Origin of the sequence: Nitrosopumilus sp. (assembly GCF_025699255.1) — an archaeon.
Classification (GTDB): Archaea; Thermoproteota; Nitrososphaeria; order Nitrososphaerales; family Nitrosopumilaceae; genus Nitrosopumilus.
The window spans coordinates 74235-97610 of record NZ_JAILWA010000005.1 but is presented as its reverse complement, the minus strand read 5'-3'; the positions used below and the strand labels follow the sequence as shown (position 1 = coordinate 97610).

Sequence of the window (23376 nt, the reverse complement as noted above, 5' to 3'; positions counted from 1 at the left end):
TGGTGCTTCTTTAGCTGGTTCTTCTTTCTTTGGTGCTTCTTTAGCTGGTTCTTCTACCTTATCAGAAACTTTTTTGGTTTCTTTTTCAGGAGTTACTTTAGATTCAGCATCTTCATCATATCTAGAAACAAGAACATAACCATCCTCAGTTTTACTCATTCTAACTCTAATTTTTCTTGGAGGATTACGAACTCCTTTTGACCAAACTTCATGAGCTAAATCTTCTTCAATTTTGATTGTCTCAACTTTCATGTGATGTTGAGCAAATTCTCTAATCATGTTAATTGCTCTTACAGATCTATGTTGGGATTGTGAAAGCTTTACTTTACCTAAATTAATTGTATAAACGCGTTCTAATTCTTGAGACATCTATCCTACCTCCACATCAGTTGATCTCCAAGCTCTGCGCTTTGGATTTGTTCTGACACTTCTCTTAGTTTTCAGAATAATCCATGCAGGTACTGCTGAAGCTTGCTTAGTTTTTTTAAGCAAACGAATTTTCCTTGGAGAGGACTTACGTGCAGCCATAGATTTTCAGGCACGTGGAGCTCTTTTTAAATGAATCTCAGGTGTTCAGGCAATCTTGAATCTGTTTTAAGATTCTAGCCGATGCTCCCCATACAATTTGGTTTTTGTATTCAAAGGTATACATTTCTTGTATACGATTATGATATGGATCGGGATCTTTTGTCTGAGTTTGTAAAAATGGCTCTAAAGGGATATGAAAAATTTTTTCAACTTCAGCATTTGCAGATAGTTTTGGAATTTCATTGACTATAGAAACAAAGGGGAGAATCATAAAACCAGAGTTTAACGTAACAACGGGTTCTAGTTGTCCAATTACTTTTGATTTTGGTATTTCCAATCCAATTTCTTCACTTGTTTCACGCAATGCAGTTTCTAAAAGATTCGAATCATTTGATTCAAGTTTTCCACCAGGAAATGAAATTTCACCAGCATGAAATGTCATATGTTTTGGTTTTTCAGTCATTACAACAATTGGCTCATTACCATAAATCACTACAAGTATTGATGCCAAACGATATTTGTCATCAAATTTAATTTCAGGATTAATAGTATTAGAAAGGCGAGACTTTAATTCATCCAATTTCATTGTGGTTCGTTCCTACTATTCCATATGGGTTTTGGTATTCAAAGGTTTTAACCAAGAAGAAAAGAAATCAGATTATGACTGTCAGATATGAAGCAAATCCGCCCAAAATTTTACCGAATATTGACACAAATGAATCAATTCAAAAATTTGTAGATAAGATTAAGATTATTTCAAAGAAATGTGATGCAATTCACTTAACTGAAAATGTTTTAGGATTTCAAAGAGTTTCACCTATTGAAGTAGGTAAAATAATTCGAAAAGAAATACCAAAGTTACCAATTACTGTAAGTCTCAGAGTAAGAGACAAAACAGAAAAAGAAATTTTTGAGTTTGTAAATAATTGTATTTCAATAGGGTTTTCAGGGATTTTAATTTTGATGGGAGATCCATCTCAAACAGGAAAAAAAGACTCAGGACAAATTCCAAGTGAGGTTGTAAAAAGATTAAGAGAGCAAGGAATAGATTCAAAGATTGATCTATACTTGTCAATTTCAAATAAACCAAATTTTTCAAAAATAAACAAAAAATTGGATGCAAAACCCAAAGGGTTCATGACTCAAGTTATACAAAATGCATCACAAGTTCAAGAATTATTTGAAAATCTCAAAGAATTTTCAATCATTCCAATTCTTTTGTACCCTTCACCTAAAAATGAAAAATCAGCAAAATTTTTGAATTTAGATTTGTCATCATATAGTCAAGAATTTGAAGAATTACTCAAAGTAACACTAAGTATTACTGGAGATGTTTTGCTTACTTCACCTAGCGATTTTAGTAGTCTAAATGATTTTTTGGAAAAATCAAAGGATTAGAGCACAAAATATTTTGCATCAGGATGATGCACTACTATTGCAGCAGTAGATTGTTCAGGAATGATTTGGCCTGATTCAGTTAAAGTCATTCCAGATTTTTCTGGTTTTAGTAATTTCCATACTAGATGATGTTGAGACACATCAGGGCAACTTGGAAATCCCCAGCTATATCTCAAGCCACCTTTTACAAGATTTAGTTCAGATTTAATTTTTCGATTTACCCATTCAGCTAACGCTTCTGCAACTTCAACAGCTAACCCATGAAGATAATATGCATCAGTATACTTGTCTTCTTTATTCCATTGTTCAATAATTTCAGCAACTTTGTTTCCAACAGTAACTGATTGTAATGCTACTACATCATCATCACCAAAATAATCAGTCAAACACAAATGTTCAGGTTTAGTAGAACGTGGAAACTCTAATTCGACGTCATTACCGTCTGGATTTTCAATAAGTAATTTCCTATCTTTGTTATGACATTTGAAATACCCATACACAACTTCAGGTTCAAAAAGTTTTTCTCGAATTATGCGTATTTTCCATTCAGACAATAATTGTTCATGGTCAGATTCAGATTCAGATCCAGCCTTTCCACGCAACCCCCAGGATAATTTGAATAGAGATTTTTTATCAATCATAGTCCAAACTTCAGCCATATTGATTTGATCTGATTTTAACCGAATTGGAACTCCAACATCTTTGGGGGTTGGAGGTAAAACTGGTTTTGTGTCACTTTTTGGGAGAGTGTCAGGGTCAATTTCTGCAGAAGATTTTTCTTTCCAGTTTTCTAGTTTTTCTTTCCATTCAGCTAAAAGTTTTGGTTTTTCATCTGAGATTAAAACATCCATTGTTTTAAGACCTTCAAACATAGTATTACAATAAAAAACACCATGTTCGTAAATTCCATCTTCTTTTGCAATTCTGTTAATGTAATTACTGTTAATTGCAGCACCACCACAAAGAATAGGAATAGTCATGTTGTTTTTTCTTGCATGTTCTACGAAGAATTTCATCTGTTTTGAAGTAGACACCAATAATGCAGATAGCCCTATTGCATCAGGATTTGTTTCGTCAATTTTTTCAAGAAATTTTTGTAGCGGAACTTGTTTTCCTAAATCATGTACGGTATAACCATTATTTTGAAAAATAGTTTTGACAAGATTTTTACCAATATCATGAACGTCTCCATAAACAGTTCCTAACACAAGTGTCCCCTTACTAGTTCCCTCTTCTTTGACCAAATATTTTTCCAATTCCCCAACTGCAGCCTTCATACATTCAGCTGATTTTAAAACAAATGGAAGAATTAGTTCGCCTGCACCAAATTTATCACCTACTTCCTTCATTGCAGGAAGTAAATCCTCATTGAGGGTTTTAATGGCACCATCATGAGTGACTTCGGGAGCAGCATCAAGAGACAACACACCATCAGTATTTTTTATTATATCTAATGTTCCAAGTTTTTCTGCAATAGATGAAACAACATCATTTTGAATTCCATCTTTAAGTCTGTTGACTATTCGAAAGTTTGCACGTTTTCCTGCAGGCCAGGAAGGATCTACATCTACTTTCTTTGAAATAGTTCCACTTTTAGGTCCAGCATTCTCAAAATATGCAATCAAATTAGATAAAGCATCAGGATAAGTATTGAAGATCAAATCTTCTGCAAGTTTTTTCTCTTTCTCATCAATCTCCCCATACGGAATAATCTCTTTTGCATTAACAATTGCAGTGTCAAGACCGACTTTAACTGCATGATATAGAAATACAGAATTCAAAATCTTTCGAGCATACGGAGCCAAGCCAAAACTAATGTTACTTAATCCCAAAGTAGTAAACGAATTAGGAAATTTTTCCTTAACCAATCGAATTCCTTCAAGAGTGTTTTTACCTGCGTCTAAAAATTCATCTTCTCCAGTAGCCAAAGTAAATGTAAGAACATCAAAAATAAATTGTTCAATTTTTAATCCATATTTTTTTCCAGTCTCATAAAGTAATTCAGCAGTATCAACTTTTTGTTGAGGAGTTTTTGCCATACCATCAGGACCAATACATAATGCAATTGCAGGTAATCCATATTTAGCCATAAGAGGAGCTAATTTTTCAAATCTGCTTCCATCACCTTCAAGATTAATGGAGTTGATGATTGGCCTTCCAGGAATTTGAGTAACAGCAGCTTCTATTACTTCAGGATCTGTAGAATCAATTACAAGAGGAGCATCAATTTCCAAACTTAGTCGTTTTACTAAATTTAACATAAATTCACGTTCATCAGCGCGTTCTGTGGTTGCAACACAAACATCAAGACAATGAGCACCATCTTCAACTTGGATTCGTCCTAGCTCAACTAAACCATCATAATCATCATCAAGAACTAATTTCTTTGCTTTACGAGATCCCTGAGTATTGATTCTCTCTCCAATAATCAGTGGAGCAGGAACTTGTTTTAGATCTACTGCCTTTAATGCAGAGCTAACTCTTGGAACTGTCAACGTAGTAAAATCACATCTGTTTTTCTAAATACTTAACCCTCGACAGAGTTGGCTTTTTCGTCAATTACTTTCCTTAATGCTCTGATATGTTCAGGATTTGTCCCACAACAACCGCCAATAATTCGAACTTTTTTGTATTCATTAAGAAAATCACCTAATGCATCACCCATTTTTTCAGGAGTCATCTTGTAAACTGCTTGTCCTCCATCATTTTCAGGCATACCAGCATTTGGAACTACCAAAAGATTATGCTCATTTTGTTCATCTAACCATCTAACACTTGGAGTCATTTCAATTGGACCAGTAGAACAATTCAATCCAAATACATCAATTCCCATATCAGACACTGTGGTATATGCAGCTTGAATATTAGTTCCCAACAACATTTTACCATATTGATCTAATGTAGTATTTGCAATAATTGGAACTTTTTTGCCAGTTTTTGAAAAAGCTTCGTGACATGCCTCAATAACTAATTTTACTTCCAATATGTCTTGGCTAGTTTCAACAAGTAATGCATCAACACCACCAAGAATTAATCCTTCAGCTTGTAACTCAAAGGCTTCTCTAATTTCATCAAGAGGTTTCTGCCCTAAATCAGGATCATTAGAACTTGGAAGATAACCAGTAGGACCCATAGAGCCAATCACATATCTTGGTTTGTCAGTATATTCATCACATACTTCTGATGCAAGTTTTGCTATTTTTTTATTAAATTCAATTGTTTGATCTCCAAAACCATATTCATCTAGCTTAATTTTGTTGGAACCGAAAGAATTTGTTTCAATACAATCAGCACCAGCATCTAAATAATTTCTATGGATTTGTTTTATCCATTCAGGATGTGTTATTACTAACCCATCATTAAATCCATCTTGATTGTTTGGAAAATCTTCAGGCTTTGGATCATGTCGTTGAATTTCAGTACCCATTGCGCCATCAAACAACAAAATTCTTTTCTTTAGTGCATCAAGAAAAGGTTCTTTTTCTGTCAATCTAAATTTAAGATATCTCTACACAGTTTAACTCTTTTCAGAAAAACCAGAGATGCAATATTGATACGTATATTGAAATTAGGCGGAAACTTATTTCATGTATATTTATGCAAAAGTCTCAAGTTAACAATTTAGTTCGTAGTGCAACATTTTTTCAGCATGCCGGAATCTCGATAATCTTTGTGTTTATGCCCATAATTGCAAAAGGAGTAACAGACTCTATTTTTGAAATTGGACTTTTGGTGGCATCATTTAGTTTTGCTCAGATTTTATCTGAAATTTATTTTGGAAGGCATTCAGACAAGAAAGGAACTAGGCTCAAATTCATTAGAATTGGATTCATCGGATGCGCAATTGCGTTTGGATTACACTATTTTGCAGATGATCTTGGTATGTTTTTCTTGGTTAGAATTGCCGCTGGAATTGCTAGTGGAATCATGATTCCTGCTATGATTGCATATACCTATGAAGCAAATATTGACAAAAAGAGAGCAGCCACAGTAATTTCATTTCATGCATTAGGATGGCTTGCTGGAATTGCAGCTGCTGGAATTGCAAATGATCTTAAATTAATTTTTGTGTTAAGTGCAGTATCATTTCTTATCGGATTACTTTTTACAATAAAACTACCAAATCCAGAACAAGTTAAAGAACTAACTCCAGGAACCACAAAAAAAGTAATTTCAAAAAACAAATTTCTTTTCTTGTCATTATTACTAAGACATATTGGGGCATCAGCTGTGTGGGTTATTCTTCCAATAATGATTGTGGAGAGACTTGGAGGTGAATTATATCACATTTCAATAGTATATGTTGCAAATACGCTAACAGCATTTATTTTAATGAATGTAATGGCAAGCAAGATTCATCTCTCAAATATCACTAAATTCAAAATTGGTATTGGTTGCACAACATTTGTTTTTGTTGGATTATCCATAGTTACAGAATGGTGGATGGCAATGCCATTTATGGCATTAGTTGGTGCAACATGGGCATTTTTGTTTATTGGAGGAAACTTTCATCTTATGGAAAACAATCCTCGTTCAACATCTACTGGAATCTTTAGTTCTACTTTGTCAATTGCAACAGTTGTTGGGCCTGTAATTGCTGGAAGTATCGCATATGCATTTGACTATGTATCAGTAATGTACTTTGCAATTATCATAATAGTTTGTGCATTTGCAGTATCATTAAAAATAAAAAAAGAAGAACCTCAATTACAATAAGGAATCTCTGTAAATTTTAATTAAAATATAGTTATCAACTATAGTTTTTCGCACAATCCACCTACTTTTTTCCAGCTTTTTCCACCCTTACTTCTACATTGAGTTTTTGTAACTTTTCTAGATAGAACACCTTTGCAATCTTTTTCAAGATAGCAAGTTCCCAAAGGAGTTTTAGTTGTTTTTTTACTTTTCAGGGGTTTTGTGGGATTAATTGTAGATTTGATTCTCCCCAATGCAAGAGAGGGAGATTTTTTTACAATACGTTTTCGTTTAGAAATCAGAGGTTTCTTTATTTTAGGAACTTTCGGTTTTCTGATTACAGGTTTACGTATCGACATAAATAATATTTCTTAATCAAGTATTAAAAAATTTGATGATTTTAAAAAATTCCACTAGAATGAATTTTTTAATTATTAAATAGAATAAAGAGACATAGAAATTATGAAAATTGAAAAAATATTGGTACCTTATGATGCAACTCCCAGTAGTGAAAAAGCAATAAAGAAAATTTTTGCATTAATTGAAAATCAAGGTTCAAAAGTGGTGTTATTATCATGTATTAGAGATAAAGCAACATTTGGTTTTTTTAAAACAAAATCAGATAAAAAAGAGATAGAACAGGAGAAGAACAAGGCAAAAAAATATCACGAAATAATAAAAAAAGTTGCTGAAAAACAAGGAATTTTGATGAATTCAAAAATTATCAAGAGTGATTTAGAATCACAGTCAATCATCGAATATGCAAAAAAGGAAAAAGTAGACATGATAGTTATGAGCAGATCAAAATTATCCACTCATGCGGAAAAAATGTATTACAACAGCACAGTAGATGCAGTTTTTAAAAATGCACCATGTCCATTTCTTTACATTCCTTAGAATATTCAGAGAGATACCAATTGGAATTATTTTCTAAATTATCGTAAGCCCCATCTAGACATTACTTTATTTTCTACTCTTTTGAAAAAGACTCCATCAATTGCAAGTCCAATTCCCATGATGACAACCATAATTCCAATTACTTGCGAGACATCATTTAGTGAACGGCCGGCATTAAGCAAGAATCCCAATCCTAAGAATGAAAACAAGATTTCGGCGCCTATAACGCCCCTCCAGGCAAATGCCCAGCCTTGCTTAAAGCCAGAAATCATGTATGGAAAGGCTGCAGGAATCAAAACGGCAGTAATTAATTGACTTCCCTTGGCACCCATATTTCTTGCAGCCTCAATAAAGTGAGGATCTATGTTTTTGACTCCAGTGTACGTATTGATGGTAACTGCAAATATGGCACCTATTGCAGTAACAAAAATAATTCCTCCATCAGTTAACCCAAACCAAAGTATTGCTAATGGAACCCAAGCTATAGAAGGAATAGATTGCAATCCTAAAACAAGAGAGCCAACAGTTTGATTGATAACTTCCACTCTTGCCATAAATATTCCAAGTACAATTCCTCCACCAATTGCAATGGCTAAACCAACAGATAGCCTCCACATACTTGTTGCAATTCCATACAACAGACTACCATCAGATATACCGTATGCCAAATCTTCTGCAACTTCATAAGGAGAGGGAAAAATATTTTCAGGCCATATTCCAACTGTTGCAATTATTTGCCACACTATGATAATTCCAATGTAAAACGCAATTCTATGTGGAGTATAGTTTTTTACCATCACAATCACTCTTTACTTTTTTTTACCTCAGGTCGTAGTTCTGATAAAATATCTTGTTGAAATTTTAACAAGGATTCATCTTCAGATATTCTTGGACGTGGGAAATTATTGTCAACTTCTTTTTTGATTACAGAGGGTCTGTTACTAAAAATTGCAACTTTGGTTCCAAGAACTGCAGCTTCCGAAACACTATGAGTGACAAACAAAATTGTCTTTTTTGTTTTCTCCCAAATTAATTGCATTTCAACTAACAGCAAATCACGAGTTTGTGCATCAAGTGCTGCAAATGGTTCATCCATTAATAACACATCAGGATCCATTACAAGAGCTCTTGCAATAGCTACACGTTGTTTCATTCCAGTTGAAAGTTGATAAGTGTAAGAATCCGCAAATTTGGTTAACTGCATCATATCCAAATATCTATGAGATATCTTAGCTCGTTCCTCTTTTGGAATACCAGCCATTTTTAATCCAAATTCAACATTATCTTGAACTTTCAGCCATGGGAATAATGCACCCTCCTGAAAAACCATGATTCTTTCAGGTCCAGTCTCAGTTACATTATGACCATCAAACAGGATTTGACCATCATCAGGTTTCTCCAAGCCTGCAACTATACGTAAAAAGGTAGATTTTCCACAACCTGATGGCCCTACTAAACATACAAAATCTCCAGCCTCAACTTTGAGGTTTACTCCACCAAGAGCTGTGAGTTTATGAGAATCATGGCGAAAATATTTTACAATATTTTTAGCCTCAAGTTTTGTCATGGATTATTTCCTCCTTTATGGAATTTGTATCAAAATAGTAAAAAATACCAGACAAATCATATCCATTTCTTCCAAGATATCCTAGTGCATCTGCCTTTTCAGCAAATGAATAAATTGAATCAGAGATAGGATCTGCAGTAATTTGAAGATTAGATAATGAGATATCTACTACATCATCAGATAAGGATTGACCTAAATGAGACTTTAAAAAAGTATTAAACACATTTCTAGTTTCGGTAGGATTTTGATTTATCCATGCAACTGTTTGACGATGGGATTCTAAGAGTTTTGATGCCAAAATAGGATTTTTTTCTACAAAATTTGTATTTGCAATTAATAGAACAGAAGCAAATTCTTGATTAGGCCAAAGGGATTCCTCATGGAATAATCTTTTTCCATTTAGTTCAGTTTCCAAAATTGTTGCCCATGGTTCTGCAACCCATGCTCCGTCAATATCTCCTTTTACAAACAATGTGTAAATGTCAGGGTTTGGAATATTATACACAATAACAGAGCCTCCCTTTTCAGCAGTTTTTAATCCATGTTCTGAAAGATAATGACGTAATGATACGTCTTGTGTATTTCCAATCTGAGGCGCAGCAATTTTCTTTCCAACAAAATCATCTACAGAATTTATTTCAGAATCAGGATGAACAATAAAACTTGCTCCACCACTTGCAGCACCAGCAAGAATTTTTACATTATGATTTTCAGAATTCAGAAATCCATTGATGGCAGGACCAGGACCAACATATGCAAAATCAACAGAATTAGCAAATAAGGATTCTATTGCCTGAGGACCATTATCAAAAACACGAGTTTCAATTTTTGTATGATTTCCAATATGTGCTTCAAAGAAACCTTTTTCCATACCTACAATCGGAATGGCATGTCCAATATTTGGAAAATATGCAATACGAATTTTTGTTTCAGATTCTGCATCAGAAGATAAAGTAAATGCTAGTATCGACAGCACAGAAATAGTCACAATACCTCCAAAAATTACCGATCGCGTTTTCATAAAACAGCGTTATATTTGGCTGTTAAATAATCATCGAATTTTAGCTCAAGCTAGTCATAAATTATCTAAAAATAATTTAATTTTTGGTCATCACAAAAGATAAATTCCAAAATACGACGGAAAAGATGTTTTATGACTCAAAAAGGAATTCTTGCATTTTCAGGTGGATTAGATACATCAGTTGTTGTGAAGTATCTTCAAGATGAACACGACATGGATGTCATTACAGTTACTGTAGATGTTGGACAAGGCGATGACTGGAAAAAAATTGCAGCAAAAGCAAAAAAACTTGGAGTAAAAAAACACTACAATATTGATGCAAAAAAAGAATTTGTCAAAGATTACATTTTTCCATCAATCAAAGCAAATGCTCTTTATCAAAAGAAATATTGTCTTGCGACAGCACTAGCCAGACCATTAATTGCAGAAAAAGTTTTAGAGATTGCAAAAAAAGAAAAGGTCACATCACTTGCACACGGTTGTTCTGGAAAAGGCAATGATCAAGTTAGATTCGACATTACATTACGTTCTGGTTCTGATCTTCCCATCATAGCTCCAATCAGAGATAAAAATTTGGACAGAGATACGGAATTAAAATTTGCAAAAAAACATGGGATTGAAATTGATACGGTTGCCAAAAAATTTAGTATTGATCAAAATTTGTGGGGACGTGCAATAGAAGGAGGAGTGCTAGAAGATCCATATAATGAACCACCAGATGATGCATTCATTTGGGTTAAAACAAAAAACTTACCAGACAAACCAACATACTTAGAAATCAAATTCAACAAAGGAATTCCAATTGGAGTAGATGGTAAATCAATGGGGCCCCTAAAACTAATTGAATACATCAACAAAAAAGCAGGAAATGCAGGTGTGGGAATAGTTGATCATATTGAAGATAGAGTAGTAGGAATCAAATCTCGTGAAGTATATGAAACTCCTGCTGCAACATGTCTAATTGAAGCCCATACGGATTTAGAAAAAATGGTTCACACTAAACATGAAAACAAATTCAAATCGATGATAGATGATGAATGGGCATATTTGGTCTATTCAGGACTTTGGCAAGATCCTCTAAAAACAGATCTAGACGGATTTATAGAAACATCACAAAAACCAGTCTCAGGAACGGTGAAACTAAAGATGTACAAGGGAAGTCTCAGAGTAGTAGGAAGAAAATCAAATAATTCATTGTATAGTCACGATATTGCAACTTATGGTGTGGAATCAACTTTTGATCAGAGACTAGCCAAAGGATTTGTGGAATTATGGGGAATGCAATCAACAGAAGCTAATAAATTACAAAAGAAAAGGTCAACAAAAACATGAACTGCCCAGAATGTGATGCAACACTAAACATCCCAGACGATGCCTCAGTAGGAGAAATTGTCTCCTGTCCTGATTGTGGCGCTGACTTTGAAATCGCAAAAAAAGACGGATCAAATGTTGAGCTTAAACAAGCAGAAACCGTAGGCGAAGACTGGGGAGAGTAATGTCAAAAGTTTGTATCGTGTTTGACCGCTTAAGAGCGGAAGAAAAGATGCTTCAGAAAGAAGCGTCTGAACTAGGACACGATGCATTAATGTTAGATGCAAAAATCACCCAAATTAATACAGACAGCAAAAAAGAGGATTATGGTTTAGGAGATGTTGTTTTAGAAAGATGTGTTAGTTATTTTAGAGGACTTCACTTTACTGCAAGTTTAGAATTCATGGATATTCCAGTTCTAAATAAATTTGAAGTTGCAAATATTTGTGGAAATAAAATGTTTATGACATTACTTTTAAAGAAAAATAACATTCCAACACCAAAAACATATTTTTCATTTTCAAGTGAAAGTGCAGCTGAAAATTTAGAAAAGGTAGGATTTCCATTAGTGATTAAACCAGTAATTGGTAGTTGGGGAAGAGGAGTAATGCCATTAAAAGATAAAGACACTATGGAAGCTGTTTTTGAAATTAGAGATATTACAGATAGTCCTCATGATAGAATATACTATTTGCAAGAATTAATCAAAAGACCACCACGAGACATCAGAGTAATTACGATAGGTGATGAACCTATTGCAGCTATGTATAGAAAATCATCAGGAGGATTTAAGACGAATATAGCACTCGGAGCAGATCCAGAACTATGTGAGATCACAAAAGAGATGGAAGATATGGCTGCAAAAGCATCAAAAGCCATGGGTGGTGGGATCTTAGGAATTGACATGATGGAAGATGAGGAAAACGGGTTGGTTGTACATGAAGTAAACAATACAGTAGAATTCAAAGGATTGGCAAGAGTTGCACAACGAAATATACCAAAAGAAATGGTAGAATTCGCCATAAACTACGTTAGGAAATAAATTATACTCCATTACGAGGAGGTTTATCATGAAAGTAGGTGTTGTAGGAGCATCAGGTTATGTAGGAGGAGAGACACTTCGTCTGCTAGTTAATCACCCAGATGTAGAGATTACCACAGTAACATCAAGACAACACGTAGGCGAATATTTACACAGAGTTCAACCAAGTTTGAAAGGATTTACCGATCTGACATTCTCAGAATTAGATTATGATAAATTAACAGATCAATGTGATCTAGTTTTCACAGCTGTTCCTCATGGAACTGCAACTGAGATTGTAAAAGCACTCTATGACAGAGGTGTAAAAATCATTGATTTGAGTGCAGATTATAGATTACACAACCAGGATGCATATGACAAATGGTATGGATGGGAACACCCACATCCAGATTATTTAGAAAAATCAGTTTTTGGTGTACCAGAATTACACAGAGAACAAATTAAAAATGCTCAACTAGTTTCTTGTCCTGGATGTATGGCTGTAACATCAATGCTAGCATTAGCTCCATTAATTCGAAATGACATTATTGATACTGAACATATTGTAGTAGATTCTAAAATTGGTTCATCCGGAGCTGGTTCAGGTTCAGGAACTGCACATGCAATGAGAGCAGGAGTAATTAGACCATACAAACCAGCAAAGCACAGACACACAGGTGAAATTGAACAAGAATTAAGCGAAATTGCAGGAAAGAAAATCCATGTTTCAATGAGTCCACATGCAGTAGATGTAGTTCGTGGAATTTTATGTACTAATCACACATTTATGAAAAAAGATATTGAAGAAAAAGAATTGTGGAAACTATATCGTCAAACATATGGTGATGAGAGATTTGTCAGATTAATTAGAGATAAAAAAGGATTATACAAATTCCCAGATCCAAAATTCTTAGTTGGTTCAAACTTTTGTGATATAGGATTTGATTTAGATGAAGATAACAACAGATTGATTGCATTGTCTGCATCAGATAATTTGATGAAAGGTGCAGCAGGTTCAGCCATTCAAAACATGAACGTAATGTGTGGTTTTGATGAAATGGATGGATTAAGATATACACCATTAACTCCTGTTTAGAAATGATTACTATCAAAATTGGTGGAAGTGTAGTAGACGATTTACATTCATCAACAATTTCAGATATTAAAAAAATAGCTGAAACTGAAGGGATAATTATAGTTCATGGGGGTGGAAAAGAAGTTACCAAAGTTTGCGAACAGCTTGGAAAAGAGCCAAAGTTTGTTACATCCCCAAGTGGAATCAAAAGTAGATACACAGACAAAGAAACTGCAGAAATATTCACCATGGTAATGTCAGGCAGAATCAACAAAACCATTGTTCAAATGCTTCAAAAAAATGGCATTAATGCAATTGGTCTTTCTGGAGTAGATGCCAAAGTGATTCAAGCAGATAGAAAGAAAAAATTGCTAATTATGAATGAAAAAGGAAGAAAACAAGCAATAGATGGAGGATATACAGGAAAAATTAAAGAGGTAAATTCAAAATTCATCAGATCTCTTTTAGAGCAAGGTCTTACGCCAGTGATTTCACCCATAGCAATGAGTGAAGAATCAGAGTTTCTCAACATAGATGGAGACAGAGCCGCAGCATATGTTGCAGGCAAGGTAGGATGTGATAAAGTATTATTCATCACAAATGTTGACGGATTATTGATGGAGGATAAATTGGTTCCAAAACTTACATTGGCAGAAGCAAAAGAAATCAGGCCAAAAATAGGACCAGGTATGGAAAAGAAAATTTTGGCATCAACTGAAGCATTAGATATGGGAGTAAAAGAAGCATTGATTGGTAATGGTCAAAGAGAAAATCCAATATCATCAGCTATTGCACATGATAATTGTACGGTGATTGAACATGAGTGAAGATCAATTTATGGGAAATCTTTATCAGAGATTTCCAGTTACGGTTGAAAAAGGAGTAGGATCTCATGTATGGGATACAGATGGAAAAGAATACATCGATTGCATGGGAGGATATGGAGTAGCTTTAGTAGGTCACAAAAATGAGAGAGTCAATAATGCAATCAAAGAACAAATCGACAAAATAATTACAGTACATAGTTCTCTGTATAACAAAACACGAGAAGAATTTTTGTCCACACTAATCGGCTTAGCACCAAAAGGTCTAACACAAGTTCATCTAAACAACAGTGGTGCTGAAGCAATAGAGGCAGCCATGAAGTTTGCAAGAAAATTTACGGGAAAAACCGGAATGATTGCAATGAAAGGATCTTACCATGGAAAATCATTTGGAGCATTATCATTAACATTTAATCCAAAATACAGAAAAGCATTTGCACCACTTGTAGAGAAAGTTTCATTTGCATCTTACGGAGATATAGAATCTTTACGTTCAGTCATAGATGAAGATACAGCATTTGTAATCTTGGAACCAATTCAAGGAGAAAGTGGAATAATTGTTGCTCCAGACGGATTCTTACAAGATGTTAGAAAATTATGTGATGAAAAAGGAATTGTGTTAATTTTTGACGAAATACAAGCTGGTCTAGGCAGAACTGGACGATTATGGGCATGTGATCATTGGAATACTGTTCCAGACATACTATGTCTAGCAAAAGGAATTGCAGGAGGTGTGCCAATGGGAGCAACTCTAGTAAAACCAGAAATCTTATCTTCAATTAACAAAGGAGAACATTCATCCACTTTTGGCGGAAACCCGATATCTTGTGCTGCAGGGATTGCAGCACTAAAAGCAATTACAGAAGACGGATTGATTGAAAATTCCGAAAAGATGGGAAAAATATTCAGAGAAGGATTAGAAAAATTAAAAGAAAAACACACGATGATTAGAGAAATTAGAGGCAAAGGACTAATGATCGGAGTTGAAATGAAATTTGAAGTTAAAGATATCCTAATGGGGTTAATCAAGAAAGGAGTTCTAATGTTATATTCTGGAAGAAATATTCTAAGAATTCTTCCACCATTAGTGATATCAGAAGACGATGTAACAAAAGTTTTACATGCTCTAGATATAGTACTAACTGAAGAGGAAGAAAAAAGAAATGTACAAGGATAAAGTTGATGAAAAGATTATTGGATATCTAAAAGAGGATTCTAGAGAATCGTTTGTAGATATTGGTAAAAAATTAAAGTTATCAGAATCAGCGGTAAGAAGACGAGTAAAAAATCTTGTAGATAGCGGAACCATCAAAAAATTCACTTTAGAATTAGGTGAAGAAAATACAACCAGTGCAATTGTTTTAGTTTCAGTAGATTCTGCTACAGACACTTCCAAAGTATCACTAAAACTTGCAAAATTAGACGGAGTTAAAACAGTCTATGAAATTACAGGCCAATACGACATAACTACAATAATGAGTGCAACAAGCATTACAGAAATCAACAACAGTATTGACGCATTAAGAAAAATTCCAGGCGTTGTAGATACAAACACCGTCATAATCTTAAGAAAAATTATCTAAATACGACTTTCGTTTCATAATTTAATTTCCAAACTAATTTAGGATCATAATTAGAAATTTCTAACGAAGATAGTACGAATATGTTTATATCATCAATTTTAGGTAGCGATATCAGTAATGAAAGATCCGAATCACTATGCAAATCTGTATAATGCATATGAAAAAAATCCAAAGAGAATTAGAATTCTTGATAGCACTCTAAGAGAAGGAGAGCAACACCCAGGTGTTTCATTTACAAATAAACAAAGAATCCAAATCGCATGGATGTTAGATTATTTCGGAGTGGATCAAATTGAAATTTCACCAGTAGTATCAAATGATCATAAAGAAGCTACTAAGACAATTATCAAACAAGGACTAAAGGCAGATATCGTATCACATGGACGTGCTTTAAAACAAGATATTGATATTTCGTTAGATTGTGATGCCAAATGGTGTGCAGCATATTTAGGAATTTCAGACATTCACCTAAAAGAAAAATTACGAATTTCAAGAGAAGAAGCACTTGAAAGAGCTGTTGAAACAGTAGAGTATGCAAAATCACATGGACTCAAAATTAGATTTACCGTTGAAGATGGTAGTAGAGCAGAACCAGAATTCTTACTAAAAGTTTGTAAAGCTATTGAAGAAGCAGGAGTAGACAGAATCAGTCTTCCAGATACAGTTGGTATTTTACGTCCGATTGGAATGTATAATTTTGTTAAAAAAGTAAGAGAAGTAGTGGACGTACCATTAGATGCCCATGTTCATAATGATATTGGTTTTGCAGTTGCAAATGCTTTTTCAGCATGTGATGCAGGAGTGGATCAAATTCATACAACCATAGATGGGATTGGAGAAAGAACTGGAATTCCTCCATTAGCAGAAGTTGCAGTGGCATTGACCTACCTATACAAGTCTCCAAATGATTTCAGATTAGACATGTTGCTTGATTTATCAAGATTAATTGAAAATTACACATCCATCAAACCATATGATTCAAAACCAATTGTAGGTTCATCAGCATACAAACATAAAGCAGGAACACACCTAGCAGCAATTCTCAAGAATCCAGCAGCCTATGAACCAATTCCGCCAAGAGCAGTAGGGAATAGAAGAAGAATAGTATTTGGAGAGCTGGCAGGAAAAACAGGTGCTGCATATTTGATGTCATTGTTAGGATTAGAAAAAGATGAAGAAGGTGCAAAAGCTGTTGCTGCAGGACTAAAAGGTCTGAGAATGGGAGATCTTATAGAAATTCCACTAGAAGATAGACTTGAAAAAAAGATAATTAATGATAAATAAAGAGGAGTAATGAAGAGAAAATATGTCAAAATGTGAAGAATGTGATGCAGATATTTCCATTCCAAGTGATGCACTTGAAGGAGAAATCGTAACATGTCCGGAATGTGGCGCAAGTTTTGAATTAGCTAAAGGTTCAAATGGTTTCGATCTAAAGCCTGCCCAAACGGTTGGCGAGGATTGGGGACAGTGAATCCTGACGTTACCATTCTTTACGATACAATCCGTTGGGAAGAAAAAGCTCTACTAGAAGCCGGTAAAAAAAAGAACATTAACATCCAGATGGTTGATTGTAAAAAATTGGCAATAGATTTAGAAAAAAAACCTGAAGACTATGGAATTGTAATTCAAAGATGTGTAAGTTACTACAGAAATCTACATTCAACTGCAGCACTTGAAGGAATTGGTGTTAAAGTAATTAATTGTCTTAACACAGGGGTTTTTGCAGGAAATAAATTATTTACACATATGTTGTTAAAAAAATTTGGAGTTCCAACACCAGATGCAACAGTTGCATTTTCAAAAGAAGCTGCATTAGAAGCATTAGATTCACAAGGATACCCCAAAGTAATCAAACCAACTGTTGGTAGTTGGGGAAGATTGATTTCAAAATTAAATGACAGAGATTCAGCCGAAGGCATTATTGAAAGTAGAGAAAATATGTATCCAATATACCAAGTTCATTATTTAGAAGAGTTTGTAAAAAGACCACCACGAGATATCAGAGCTATAATGGTAGGAGATAAAATAGTTGCAGCAATTTATCGTTCATCTAAACATTGGAAAACAAACATGGCACTTGGAGGAACAGCTGAGCCATGTAAAGTTACACAAGAGATGGAAGAAATGTGTATAAAGGCAAAACATGCAATTGAAGGAGATATCGTAGGTGTAGATTTGATGGAAAGTGATGAGAAAGGATTAGTTGTACACGAAGTGAACAATACAACTGAATACAAAAACACAGTAAGAGTCTGTGAAGTAGACATTCCTTCCTTAATGCTAGATTATGCACTGAAGATAGAAAAGTAAGAATTGGACACTCATTTTACAGTTACACCAAGATTTGCAGTAAAGATGTTAGAGAAAGCATTGAGACTCTATACACCATCTCTAAGTGAAAAACCAATGGCAGAATTTTTAGCCGACAAATGTGATGATTTAGGTTTTGAAGATATTCAAATTGACGAAGTCGGAAATATGATAGCAAAGAAGGGTTCAGGATCTCCTAAAATTATGTTATGCGGACACATGGACGTAGTTCCTGGAAAAGTCAAAGTAAGAAAAGAGGGAGATTCTCTATATGGTAGAGGAGCATCAGATGCTAAGGCTCCACTAATGGCAATGTTATTTGCTGCAGCATCAATCCAAAACAATAATGGAACTATAATTTTTGTTGGTGCAGTTGATGAAGAAGGAAATGCAACAGGAATCAAAAATTTAGTTAAGAAAAAAATGGATATCGATTATGCTGTTTTTGGAGAACCAAGTGGGATCAAACAAGTAACAATTGCATACAAAGGAAGACTAGCAATCAATCTCAAAATCAGTGTTCCAGATAGTTCTCATGCAAGTGCACCTTGGTTATCAAAAAACGCAATTTTAGAGTCAATGATTTTTGCTAGAGAATTAAAAGACAAGTTAGAAGCAAATCAAGAAGATAGAACTAAAGGGATGTTATTAACTGCCACAATGACAGAAGTCAAAGGAGGAACTAGTCACAATGTTACACCTAAAGATTGTGAAACAACTTTTGATATCAGAATTCCTGTAGATATGAATTGCAAATCCATTGAACAAAAAATTGCAACTCTAGTAAAAGAAATTTCGCAAGAAAGAGAAGTTGAAGCATTTTATTCAATTTTGGATGAAACTGAACCATTCGAGGCTCCACACAATTCACCATTGGTTAGAGCATTCACTCTAGGAATAATGGAAACTGAACATTCCAGACCAACTTTAATCAGAAAAACAGGAACAGGAGACATGAATGTTCTTGGAAATCAATGGGGAATTCCAGTAGTGACATATGGTCCAGGAGATCCACACGAGGCACATACTATTGATGAAAAAGTTTCAGTGGACGAATATCTTAGAGGGATAGAAATTCTAAAGAAAACACTACAGCATTTAAAAAGACTTCATGACAAAAAGATGAAGTAATGCTGTGGTTTGTAGGTTTAGGAATTTCGGGATTTAAATCAATTCCAAGTGAAGCATTAGACGTGTTGCTAAAAGCAGATATTGTATACTTGGAGCAATTTACCAGTCCAATTGGAAAATCAGATTTAACTAAAATCAAGAATTCAACAAAAGGAGAATTCAAACTAGCAAAAAGATGGCTTGTTGAAGACGGCAGGGAAATTTTAGAAAATGCAAAGAAAAAGAAAGTGGTATTATTAGCATATGGTGACCCATACATTGCCACTACACATATAGAATTGAAAACTAGAGCTATGGAAGAAAAAATTAAAACTCATTCAATTCATGCATCATCTTCTCTTACTTCAATGATTGGAGAATGTGGTTTGCATTTTTACAAAGTTGGAAGAATTGCAACAATCATGAGTGAGATGAAATCATTGACGACCCCATACTATGTAATATACAAAAACATCATAGAAGGAAACCACACAATACTTCTTTTAGAATATAATCAGGACAAGGATTTTTTCTTAGATCCTAATGATGCCTTAAAGGGGTTATTAGAAACTGAAAAAGGACAGATTAGAAAGGTTATCAGTTCATCTACATTTGCAATAGTAGCATCAAGAATTGGATTCAAAGATCAAAGCATCATATCAGGTAAAATATCCAGTTTAAAAAAAATAGATTTTGGAAAACCTCCACATACAATAATTATTACTGGAAGATTACATTTTACAGAATCAGATGCATTGAAAATATTTGGCAAATGTATAGATGAACCATTTGATAATACAGAAAAAACAGAAAAAATTTCAATTCAAATGATGAAAAAATATGTTCCAATGGTCAGGGAAGCTCTTGATGAAGTTAAACCTCTATACAAAGATCAGAAAGAATTTCAAGATATTTTAGAAAACGCCGAACTATATGTAAAAGATGCAGAAAAATTTCTGGAAGATGGGCAAGATGAGGTAGCTATTTTGAGTATTGGTTATGCAGATGGTCTTGTAGATGCATTAAGAATAGCAAAAGGCCTTGATCCCAAGATGTAATTTTTAGCGATGAATTAAAGAGAGGGACAGAAATACAAAAAATATTGGAACAAACAGAAAAAACAATTCTAGTCACAATGTATACCTGTCAAATTGAGGGTAAAAAGCCAATTGATGAGATAAAGAAAAACACGATACTTTCTGAAGACATTATTAATTCAAAGATTGATGAATTAATCAAAAAAGAATTGGTAAATGAAGATAGAGAAACTCTCACAAATGCAGGGAGAAATTCATTATGTGTAGTTTTAGCTGGAGGTGTATTTGACATCATTCATCCAGGACATATTTACACCTTGAATGCAGCAAAAGAATTAGGAGATGTGTTAGTAGTAGTAGTAGCAACTGACAATACAGCAGTGAAAATGAAGAAGAGAAAACCCCTTCATACACAAAAACAGAGACAAGAATTAGTCAATTCATTGTCAGCAGTTGATCTTTGCTTAATTGGACAAGAAGATGATATTTTCAAGACTGTAAATCATGTGAGACCACAAATTATTGCACTTGGATATGATCAAGTTCATCAAGAAAAATTCATTACAGAAGGGTGTAAAAAAATAAAACTTGACGCCAAAGTTGCAAGATTGCAATCTCCTATTCCTGAAAGCTCTAGTTCAAAAATTCAAAAAGAATATGGAGAATCTATCCACGGAATTTAGGAATTTATCGGAATTTTTATTGAAACTTTTGATCCATCTTTTAACTTGGCGGTTTTTCGTAAACAATATTTTGATATTAATTCAATTATAGAATCATCATGATGTGTACGTTCAAGAATAATTAATTCACAAATTGTAGAATTATTTAGTTTAGCATTAAAGCATTTTACCCATCCATAGGTTCGTTTCCCATCAGAGAAACTCTTAATTTTGATCCCATTCAAAGTTTCAAATTGTTTAATGGCTTCTTGGTGAATTTTTTGATCTAATCTAACGTTTAATGTTCCAGGATACGGAACATATCCAATTTTTGATTGAAATTGTTTTGTATATCCCTTTAATCCCATGTAATATGCTCCTTCACCCATTCCAGAAACCAAAGTACCTTTCAATTCAACGTAAGAAGGAGATGAATCAAGGCTTTTTTGTAATATTGCAGACAATTTTACCATTTCAGAAAAACCTTTTGATGTAATTTTTACAGAAATATTTCGTCCATTAATTATACGTTCAATGAATTGATTTTGTTCCAATTCAAGAAGATGTTTGGATGCAGCCTGTTGTGATTTTTTGATATTTTTTCCTAGAAATGAAGTAGTTATGGAGACGTAATTGTATTTAGCTCCCTTTGAAAGCAGGTAAGACAGAGTTAGGAGGTGCTGAATTTTTAGTTCAGTCATCTATTCTAAGATACGCCTAAGTCACTAAAGGTTTTCAGTTTCATTCCATCAGAGTTTGATAATTTTGCAACTCTGTGTCCAATAACGCATTCAACACCAGCATTTTTGGCACCCTCTAAAAGTCTCTGAGTGATAATTCCATCCAATAGAAGATATTTGATTCCAGATTGGGATGATAATTTACTTACTACTTCACTGATTGGAACTTTGAAAATTTCATTTTCATCACTGTCTAATGCAATGGCTTCAAGAGTTTCATTTAGATTTGGAAATATTTTTGTGGCCATTTCTGCAACAGGTTTATCATCTTCACTTTTTAGCGCAGGTGCAGGTTTACCATGTTTAATTTCATCAGCAATAGGTCGCAGTATTTCGTCAATTCTTTGAGGAGTTAATTCTTCAACTTCAACGCCAGAATCTGCTTGAATTTCATAATCTAAAGTAACAAAGGATTTGAGTTCTTTTAGAATAAATCCACCAGATCTGTCACCGTCAAGAAAAGCAACTACAGTATCTTTAGAATTACACAATTCTTTAATAGATTCATCAATTTTTGCACCTTCAATTGCAAGTACATTGTCATATCCTGCTCTCAAAAGATTGATTACATCAGCTCTTCCTTCAACAAGAATTACCCAATTGGAATCGGCAAGACCTGAACTACATGTTAGTTTTGAAGGACCATATGTAGATAATTTACCACTGTCACCTTGGTGAACATCATTTAACATGCTTTCACCTTCACTTACGGTTTTAGTTGCCCATTTTTGTTTGATTTCTTTTGCTCGTTTAACAATATCGTCTTTCTTTGCTGCTCTTACATCATCAATAGCTTCTAATTTGAATGCACAATCAAAAGGTCCTACTTTGTCAATGCTTTCAATACCTGCAGCAATTAATGCACAAGTATCAATATCAGTACTCATTGGAATTAATGCATCGCCACTTGTAGTATTAGATGTGGATTTTGCGTTTACTTCAATACGACCAACTTTAGAAACTCGTTGCAGTTCATTCAGATTCATCTCTGGGCCTAACAGTCCTTCTGTTTGGCCAAAAATGGCTCCGATTATATCTGCTCTTTCAACAAGTCCATCGACTTCATAGGAAAGTTTAACGTGATATTTGACAATTCCTGATTGAGGCATAAACTATTCATCTCCTTTATTATCATATTTTGAGGTTCTACCTGCGATATATGAGGGTATCGCAAAAATTTGTATTAAAAATATGAAATAGCAAACGCTAAGATAAAATCTAAAAATGAAAAATAATCTAGTTTTATTCTGTGCTAAATGAGTGACCACACGAACAGGATTTTGTAACATTTGGATTGTTAATTTTGAATCCAGAGCCCATTAGGCTTTCAATATAGTCTACGTTTGCACCTTGCAAATGATCAACGCTGTAGCTGTCAATTAGGAGTTTGACTCCATTTTCTTCCAAGACAAGATCATCTTCTTCTGGTGCTTTTTCAAAGCCCATCCCATAAGATAGACCAGAACAACCGCCACCTTGAACATATACTCTAAGATATTCAGGAGATTCTGCTTCTTCTTTCATGAATTCTTGGATCTTTTCAGCTGCTTTTGCTGTAACTGTGACCATCTTTTGTGTTTGCTCAGTTGCCATT

At 34.1% G+C, this 23376-nt stretch carries 28 protein-coding genes; 16 read left to right on the top strand and 12 right to left on the bottom strand.

Annotated elements, in window-relative coordinates:
- The 3 genes from K5781_RS06510 to K5781_RS06500 all read right to left on the bottom strand — a co-directional run.
- On the bottom strand, positions 1 to 369 hold a 369-nt coding region (locus K5781_RS06510), incomplete at its 3' end, for a 50S ribosomal protein L31e (RefSeq protein ID WP_297441959.1).
- Positions 370 to 528 carry a 50S ribosomal protein L39e gene (locus K5781_RS06505; protein ID WP_297441957.1) on the bottom strand — a complete coding sequence of 53 codons (159 nt, stop codon included), beginning with the start codon at positions 526 to 528 and terminating at the stop codon, positions 370 to 372.
- Positions 529 to 565: 37 nt separating this feature from the next.
- Positions 566 to 1114, bottom strand: coding sequence for a CoA pyrophosphatase (locus K5781_RS06500; protein ID WP_297441955.1), 549 nt, complete (start codon positions 1112 to 1114; stop codon positions 566 to 568).
- Positions 1115 to 1188: 74 nt separating this feature from the next.
- Between K5781_RS06500 and K5781_RS06495 the strand changes: the two genes are divergently transcribed.
- Positions 1189 to 1926 carry a 5,10-methenyltetrahydrofolate synthetase gene (locus tag K5781_RS06495; RefSeq protein WP_297441953.1) on the top strand — a complete coding sequence of 246 codons (738 nt, stop codon included), beginning with the start codon at positions 1189 to 1191 and terminating at the stop codon, positions 1924 to 1926.
- Here K5781_RS06495 and K5781_RS06490 read toward each other — a convergent pair.
- Together K5781_RS06490 and K5781_RS06485 are read right to left on the bottom strand one after the other, a co-directional pair.
- Positions 1923 to 4421: a dihydropteroate synthase gene (locus K5781_RS06490; RefSeq protein ID WP_297441950.1), complete on the bottom strand. Its 2499-nt coding sequence runs from the start codon at positions 4419 to 4421 to the stop codon at positions 1923 to 1925. The genes K5781_RS06495 and K5781_RS06490 overlap by 4 nt on opposite strands.
- 32 nt (positions 4422 to 4453) lie before the next feature.
- Positions 4454 to 5416 (bottom strand): homocysteine S-methyltransferase family protein, encoded by a 963-nt coding sequence (locus tag K5781_RS06485; RefSeq protein WP_297441948.1) that lies wholly within the window; start codon positions 5414 to 5416, stop codon positions 4454 to 4456.
- 107 nt (positions 5417 to 5523) lie between these two features.
- Between K5781_RS06485 and K5781_RS06480 the strand changes: the two genes are divergently transcribed.
- On the top strand, positions 5524 to 6642 hold the full coding sequence (locus K5781_RS06480) for an MFS transporter (RefSeq protein WP_297441946.1): 1119 nt from the start codon (positions 5524 to 5526) through the stop codon (positions 6640 to 6642).
- Positions 6643 to 6680: 38 nt separating this feature from the next.
- Here the strand turns inward: K5781_RS06480 and K5781_RS06475 are convergent, their stop codons facing one another.
- Positions 6681 to 6980 carry a hypothetical protein gene (locus K5781_RS06475; protein WP_297441944.1) on the bottom strand — a complete coding sequence of 100 codons (300 nt, stop codon included), beginning with the start codon at positions 6978 to 6980 and terminating at the stop codon, positions 6681 to 6683.
- A 103-nt stretch (positions 6981 to 7083) separates the two neighbouring features.
- Here K5781_RS06475 and K5781_RS06470 point away from each other — a divergent pair, with 103 nt between their 5' ends.
- The gene (locus tag K5781_RS06470) at positions 7084 to 7518 is read left to right on the top strand and encodes a universal stress protein (protein WP_297441942.1); all 435 of its coding nucleotides are present in this window, start codon (positions 7084 to 7086) and stop codon (positions 7516 to 7518) included.
- A 38-nt stretch (positions 7519 to 7556) separates the two neighbouring features.
- On the opposite strand, the gene K5781_RS06465 is transcribed toward K5781_RS06470, so the two are convergent.
- Genes K5781_RS06465 through K5781_RS06455 form a run of 3 tightly spaced genes read right to left on the bottom strand, consistent with a single transcriptional unit; the run spans position 7557 to position 10106 of the window.
- Positions 7557 to 8315, bottom strand: a complete 759-nt coding sequence (locus K5781_RS06465) for an ABC transporter permease (RefSeq protein WP_297441941.1) — start codon at positions 8313 to 8315, stop codon at positions 7557 to 7559.
- Positions 8316 to 8320: 5 nt separating this feature from the next.
- Positions 8321 to 9085, bottom strand: coding sequence for an ABC transporter ATP-binding protein (locus K5781_RS06460; protein ID WP_297441939.1), 765 nt, complete (start codon positions 9083 to 9085; stop codon positions 8321 to 8323).
- Positions 9072 to 10106 (bottom strand): ABC transporter substrate-binding protein, encoded by a 1035-nt coding sequence (locus K5781_RS06455; protein WP_297441937.1) that lies wholly within the window; start codon positions 10104 to 10106, stop codon positions 9072 to 9074. Before K5781_RS06455 ends, K5781_RS06460 begins: the two co-directional genes overlap by 14 nt.
- Before the next feature lie 132 nt (positions 10107 to 10238).
- Between K5781_RS06455 and K5781_RS06450 the strand changes: the two genes are divergently transcribed.
- From K5781_RS06450 to K5781_RS06390, 13 genes are all read left to right on the top strand, one after another.
- A complete protein-coding gene (locus K5781_RS06450) occupies positions 10239 to 11438 on the top strand; it encodes an argininosuccinate synthase (protein ID WP_297441935.1) in 1200 nt (399 codons plus the stop codon).
- Positions 11435 to 11602 (top strand): alpha-aminoadipate/glutamate carrier protein LysW, encoded by a 168-nt coding sequence (locus K5781_RS06445; RefSeq protein ID WP_297441934.1) that lies wholly within the window; start codon positions 11435 to 11437, stop codon positions 11600 to 11602. The genes K5781_RS06450 and K5781_RS06445 overlap by 4 nt, the downstream gene beginning before the upstream one ends.
- The gene (gene lysX, locus K5781_RS06440) at positions 11602 to 12459 is read left to right on the top strand and encodes a lysine biosynthesis protein LysX (RefSeq protein ID WP_297441932.1); all 858 of its coding nucleotides are present in this window, start codon (positions 11602 to 11604) and stop codon (positions 12457 to 12459) included. The genes K5781_RS06445 and lysX (K5781_RS06440) overlap by 1 nt, the downstream gene beginning before the upstream one ends.
- A 28-nt stretch (positions 12460 to 12487) precedes the next feature.
- On the top strand, positions 12488 to 13534 hold the full coding sequence (gene argC, locus K5781_RS06435; protein WP_297441930.1) for an N-acetyl-gamma-glutamyl-phosphate reductase: 1047 nt from the start codon (positions 12488 to 12490) through the stop codon (positions 13532 to 13534).
- 2 nt (positions 13535 to 13536) lie between these two features.
- Complete coding sequence (locus K5781_RS06430; protein WP_297441928.1) at positions 13537 to 14340, top strand: [LysW]-aminoadipate/[LysW]-glutamate kinase; 804 nt, start codon at positions 13537 to 13539, stop codon at positions 14338 to 14340.
- Positions 14333 to 15514 carry an acetylornithine/succinylornithine family transaminase gene (locus K5781_RS06425; RefSeq protein ID WP_297441926.1) on the top strand — a complete coding sequence of 394 codons (1182 nt, stop codon included), beginning with the start codon at positions 14333 to 14335 and terminating at the stop codon, positions 15512 to 15514. Before K5781_RS06430 ends, K5781_RS06425 begins: the two co-directional genes overlap by 8 nt.
- Positions 15501 to 15920 (top strand): HTH-type transcriptional regulator LysM, encoded by a 420-nt coding sequence (gene lysM, locus K5781_RS06420; protein ID WP_179360415.1) that lies wholly within the window; start codon positions 15501 to 15503, stop codon positions 15918 to 15920. The genes K5781_RS06425 and lysM overlap by 14 nt, the downstream gene beginning before the upstream one ends.
- A 117-nt stretch (positions 15921 to 16037) precedes the next feature.
- Entirely contained in the window at positions 16038 to 17204 is a 1167-nt protein-coding gene (locus K5781_RS06415) for a 2-isopropylmalate synthase (protein WP_297441923.1), read from the top strand.
- Between the two features lie 22 nt (positions 17205 to 17226).
- Complete coding sequence (locus K5781_RS06410; RefSeq protein ID WP_179360417.1) at positions 17227 to 17394, top strand: alpha-aminoadipate/glutamate carrier protein LysW; 168 nt, start codon at positions 17227 to 17229, stop codon at positions 17392 to 17394.
- Positions 17391 to 18233 (top strand): lysine biosynthesis protein LysX, encoded by an 843-nt coding sequence (gene lysX, locus K5781_RS06405; protein WP_297441920.1) that lies wholly within the window; start codon positions 17391 to 17393, stop codon positions 18231 to 18233. Before K5781_RS06410 ends, lysX (K5781_RS06405) begins: the two co-directional genes overlap by 4 nt.
- A gap of 3 nt (positions 18234 to 18236) precedes the next feature.
- Complete coding sequence (locus tag K5781_RS06400; RefSeq protein ID WP_297441918.1) at positions 18237 to 19364, top strand: M20/M25/M40 family metallo-hydrolase; 1128 nt, start codon at positions 18237 to 18239, stop codon at positions 19362 to 19364.
- Positions 19364 to 20401 (top strand): diphthine synthase, encoded by a 1038-nt coding sequence (gene dph5, locus K5781_RS06395; RefSeq protein ID WP_297441916.1) that lies wholly within the window; start codon positions 19364 to 19366, stop codon positions 20399 to 20401. The genes K5781_RS06400 and dph5 overlap by 1 nt, the downstream gene beginning before the upstream one ends.
- A 44-nt stretch (positions 20402 to 20445) precedes the next feature.
- A complete protein-coding gene (locus K5781_RS06390; RefSeq protein WP_297441914.1) occupies positions 20446 to 21063 on the top strand; it encodes an FAD synthase in 618 nt (205 codons plus the stop codon).
- Here K5781_RS06390 and K5781_RS06385 read toward each other — a convergent pair.
- The 3 genes from K5781_RS06385 to erpA form a co-directional block, all read right to left on the bottom strand.
- Positions 21060 to 21743 carry a DUF120 domain-containing protein gene (locus K5781_RS06385; RefSeq protein WP_297441912.1) on the bottom strand — a complete coding sequence of 228 codons (684 nt, stop codon included), beginning with the start codon at positions 21741 to 21743 and terminating at the stop codon, positions 21060 to 21062. The genes K5781_RS06390 and K5781_RS06385 overlap by 4 nt on opposite strands.
- 5 nt (positions 21744 to 21748) lie before the next feature.
- Positions 21749 to 22891 carry a DNA primase DnaG gene (dnaG, locus tag K5781_RS06380; protein WP_297441910.1) on the bottom strand — a complete coding sequence of 381 codons (1143 nt, stop codon included), beginning with the start codon at positions 22889 to 22891 and terminating at the stop codon, positions 21749 to 21751.
- 133 nt (positions 22892 to 23024) lie between these two features.
- On the bottom strand, positions 23025 to 23375 hold the full coding sequence (gene erpA, locus K5781_RS06375) for an iron-sulfur cluster insertion protein ErpA (protein WP_297441908.1): 351 nt from the start codon (positions 23373 to 23375) through the stop codon (positions 23025 to 23027).
- Position 23376 lies beyond the last annotated feature (1 nt).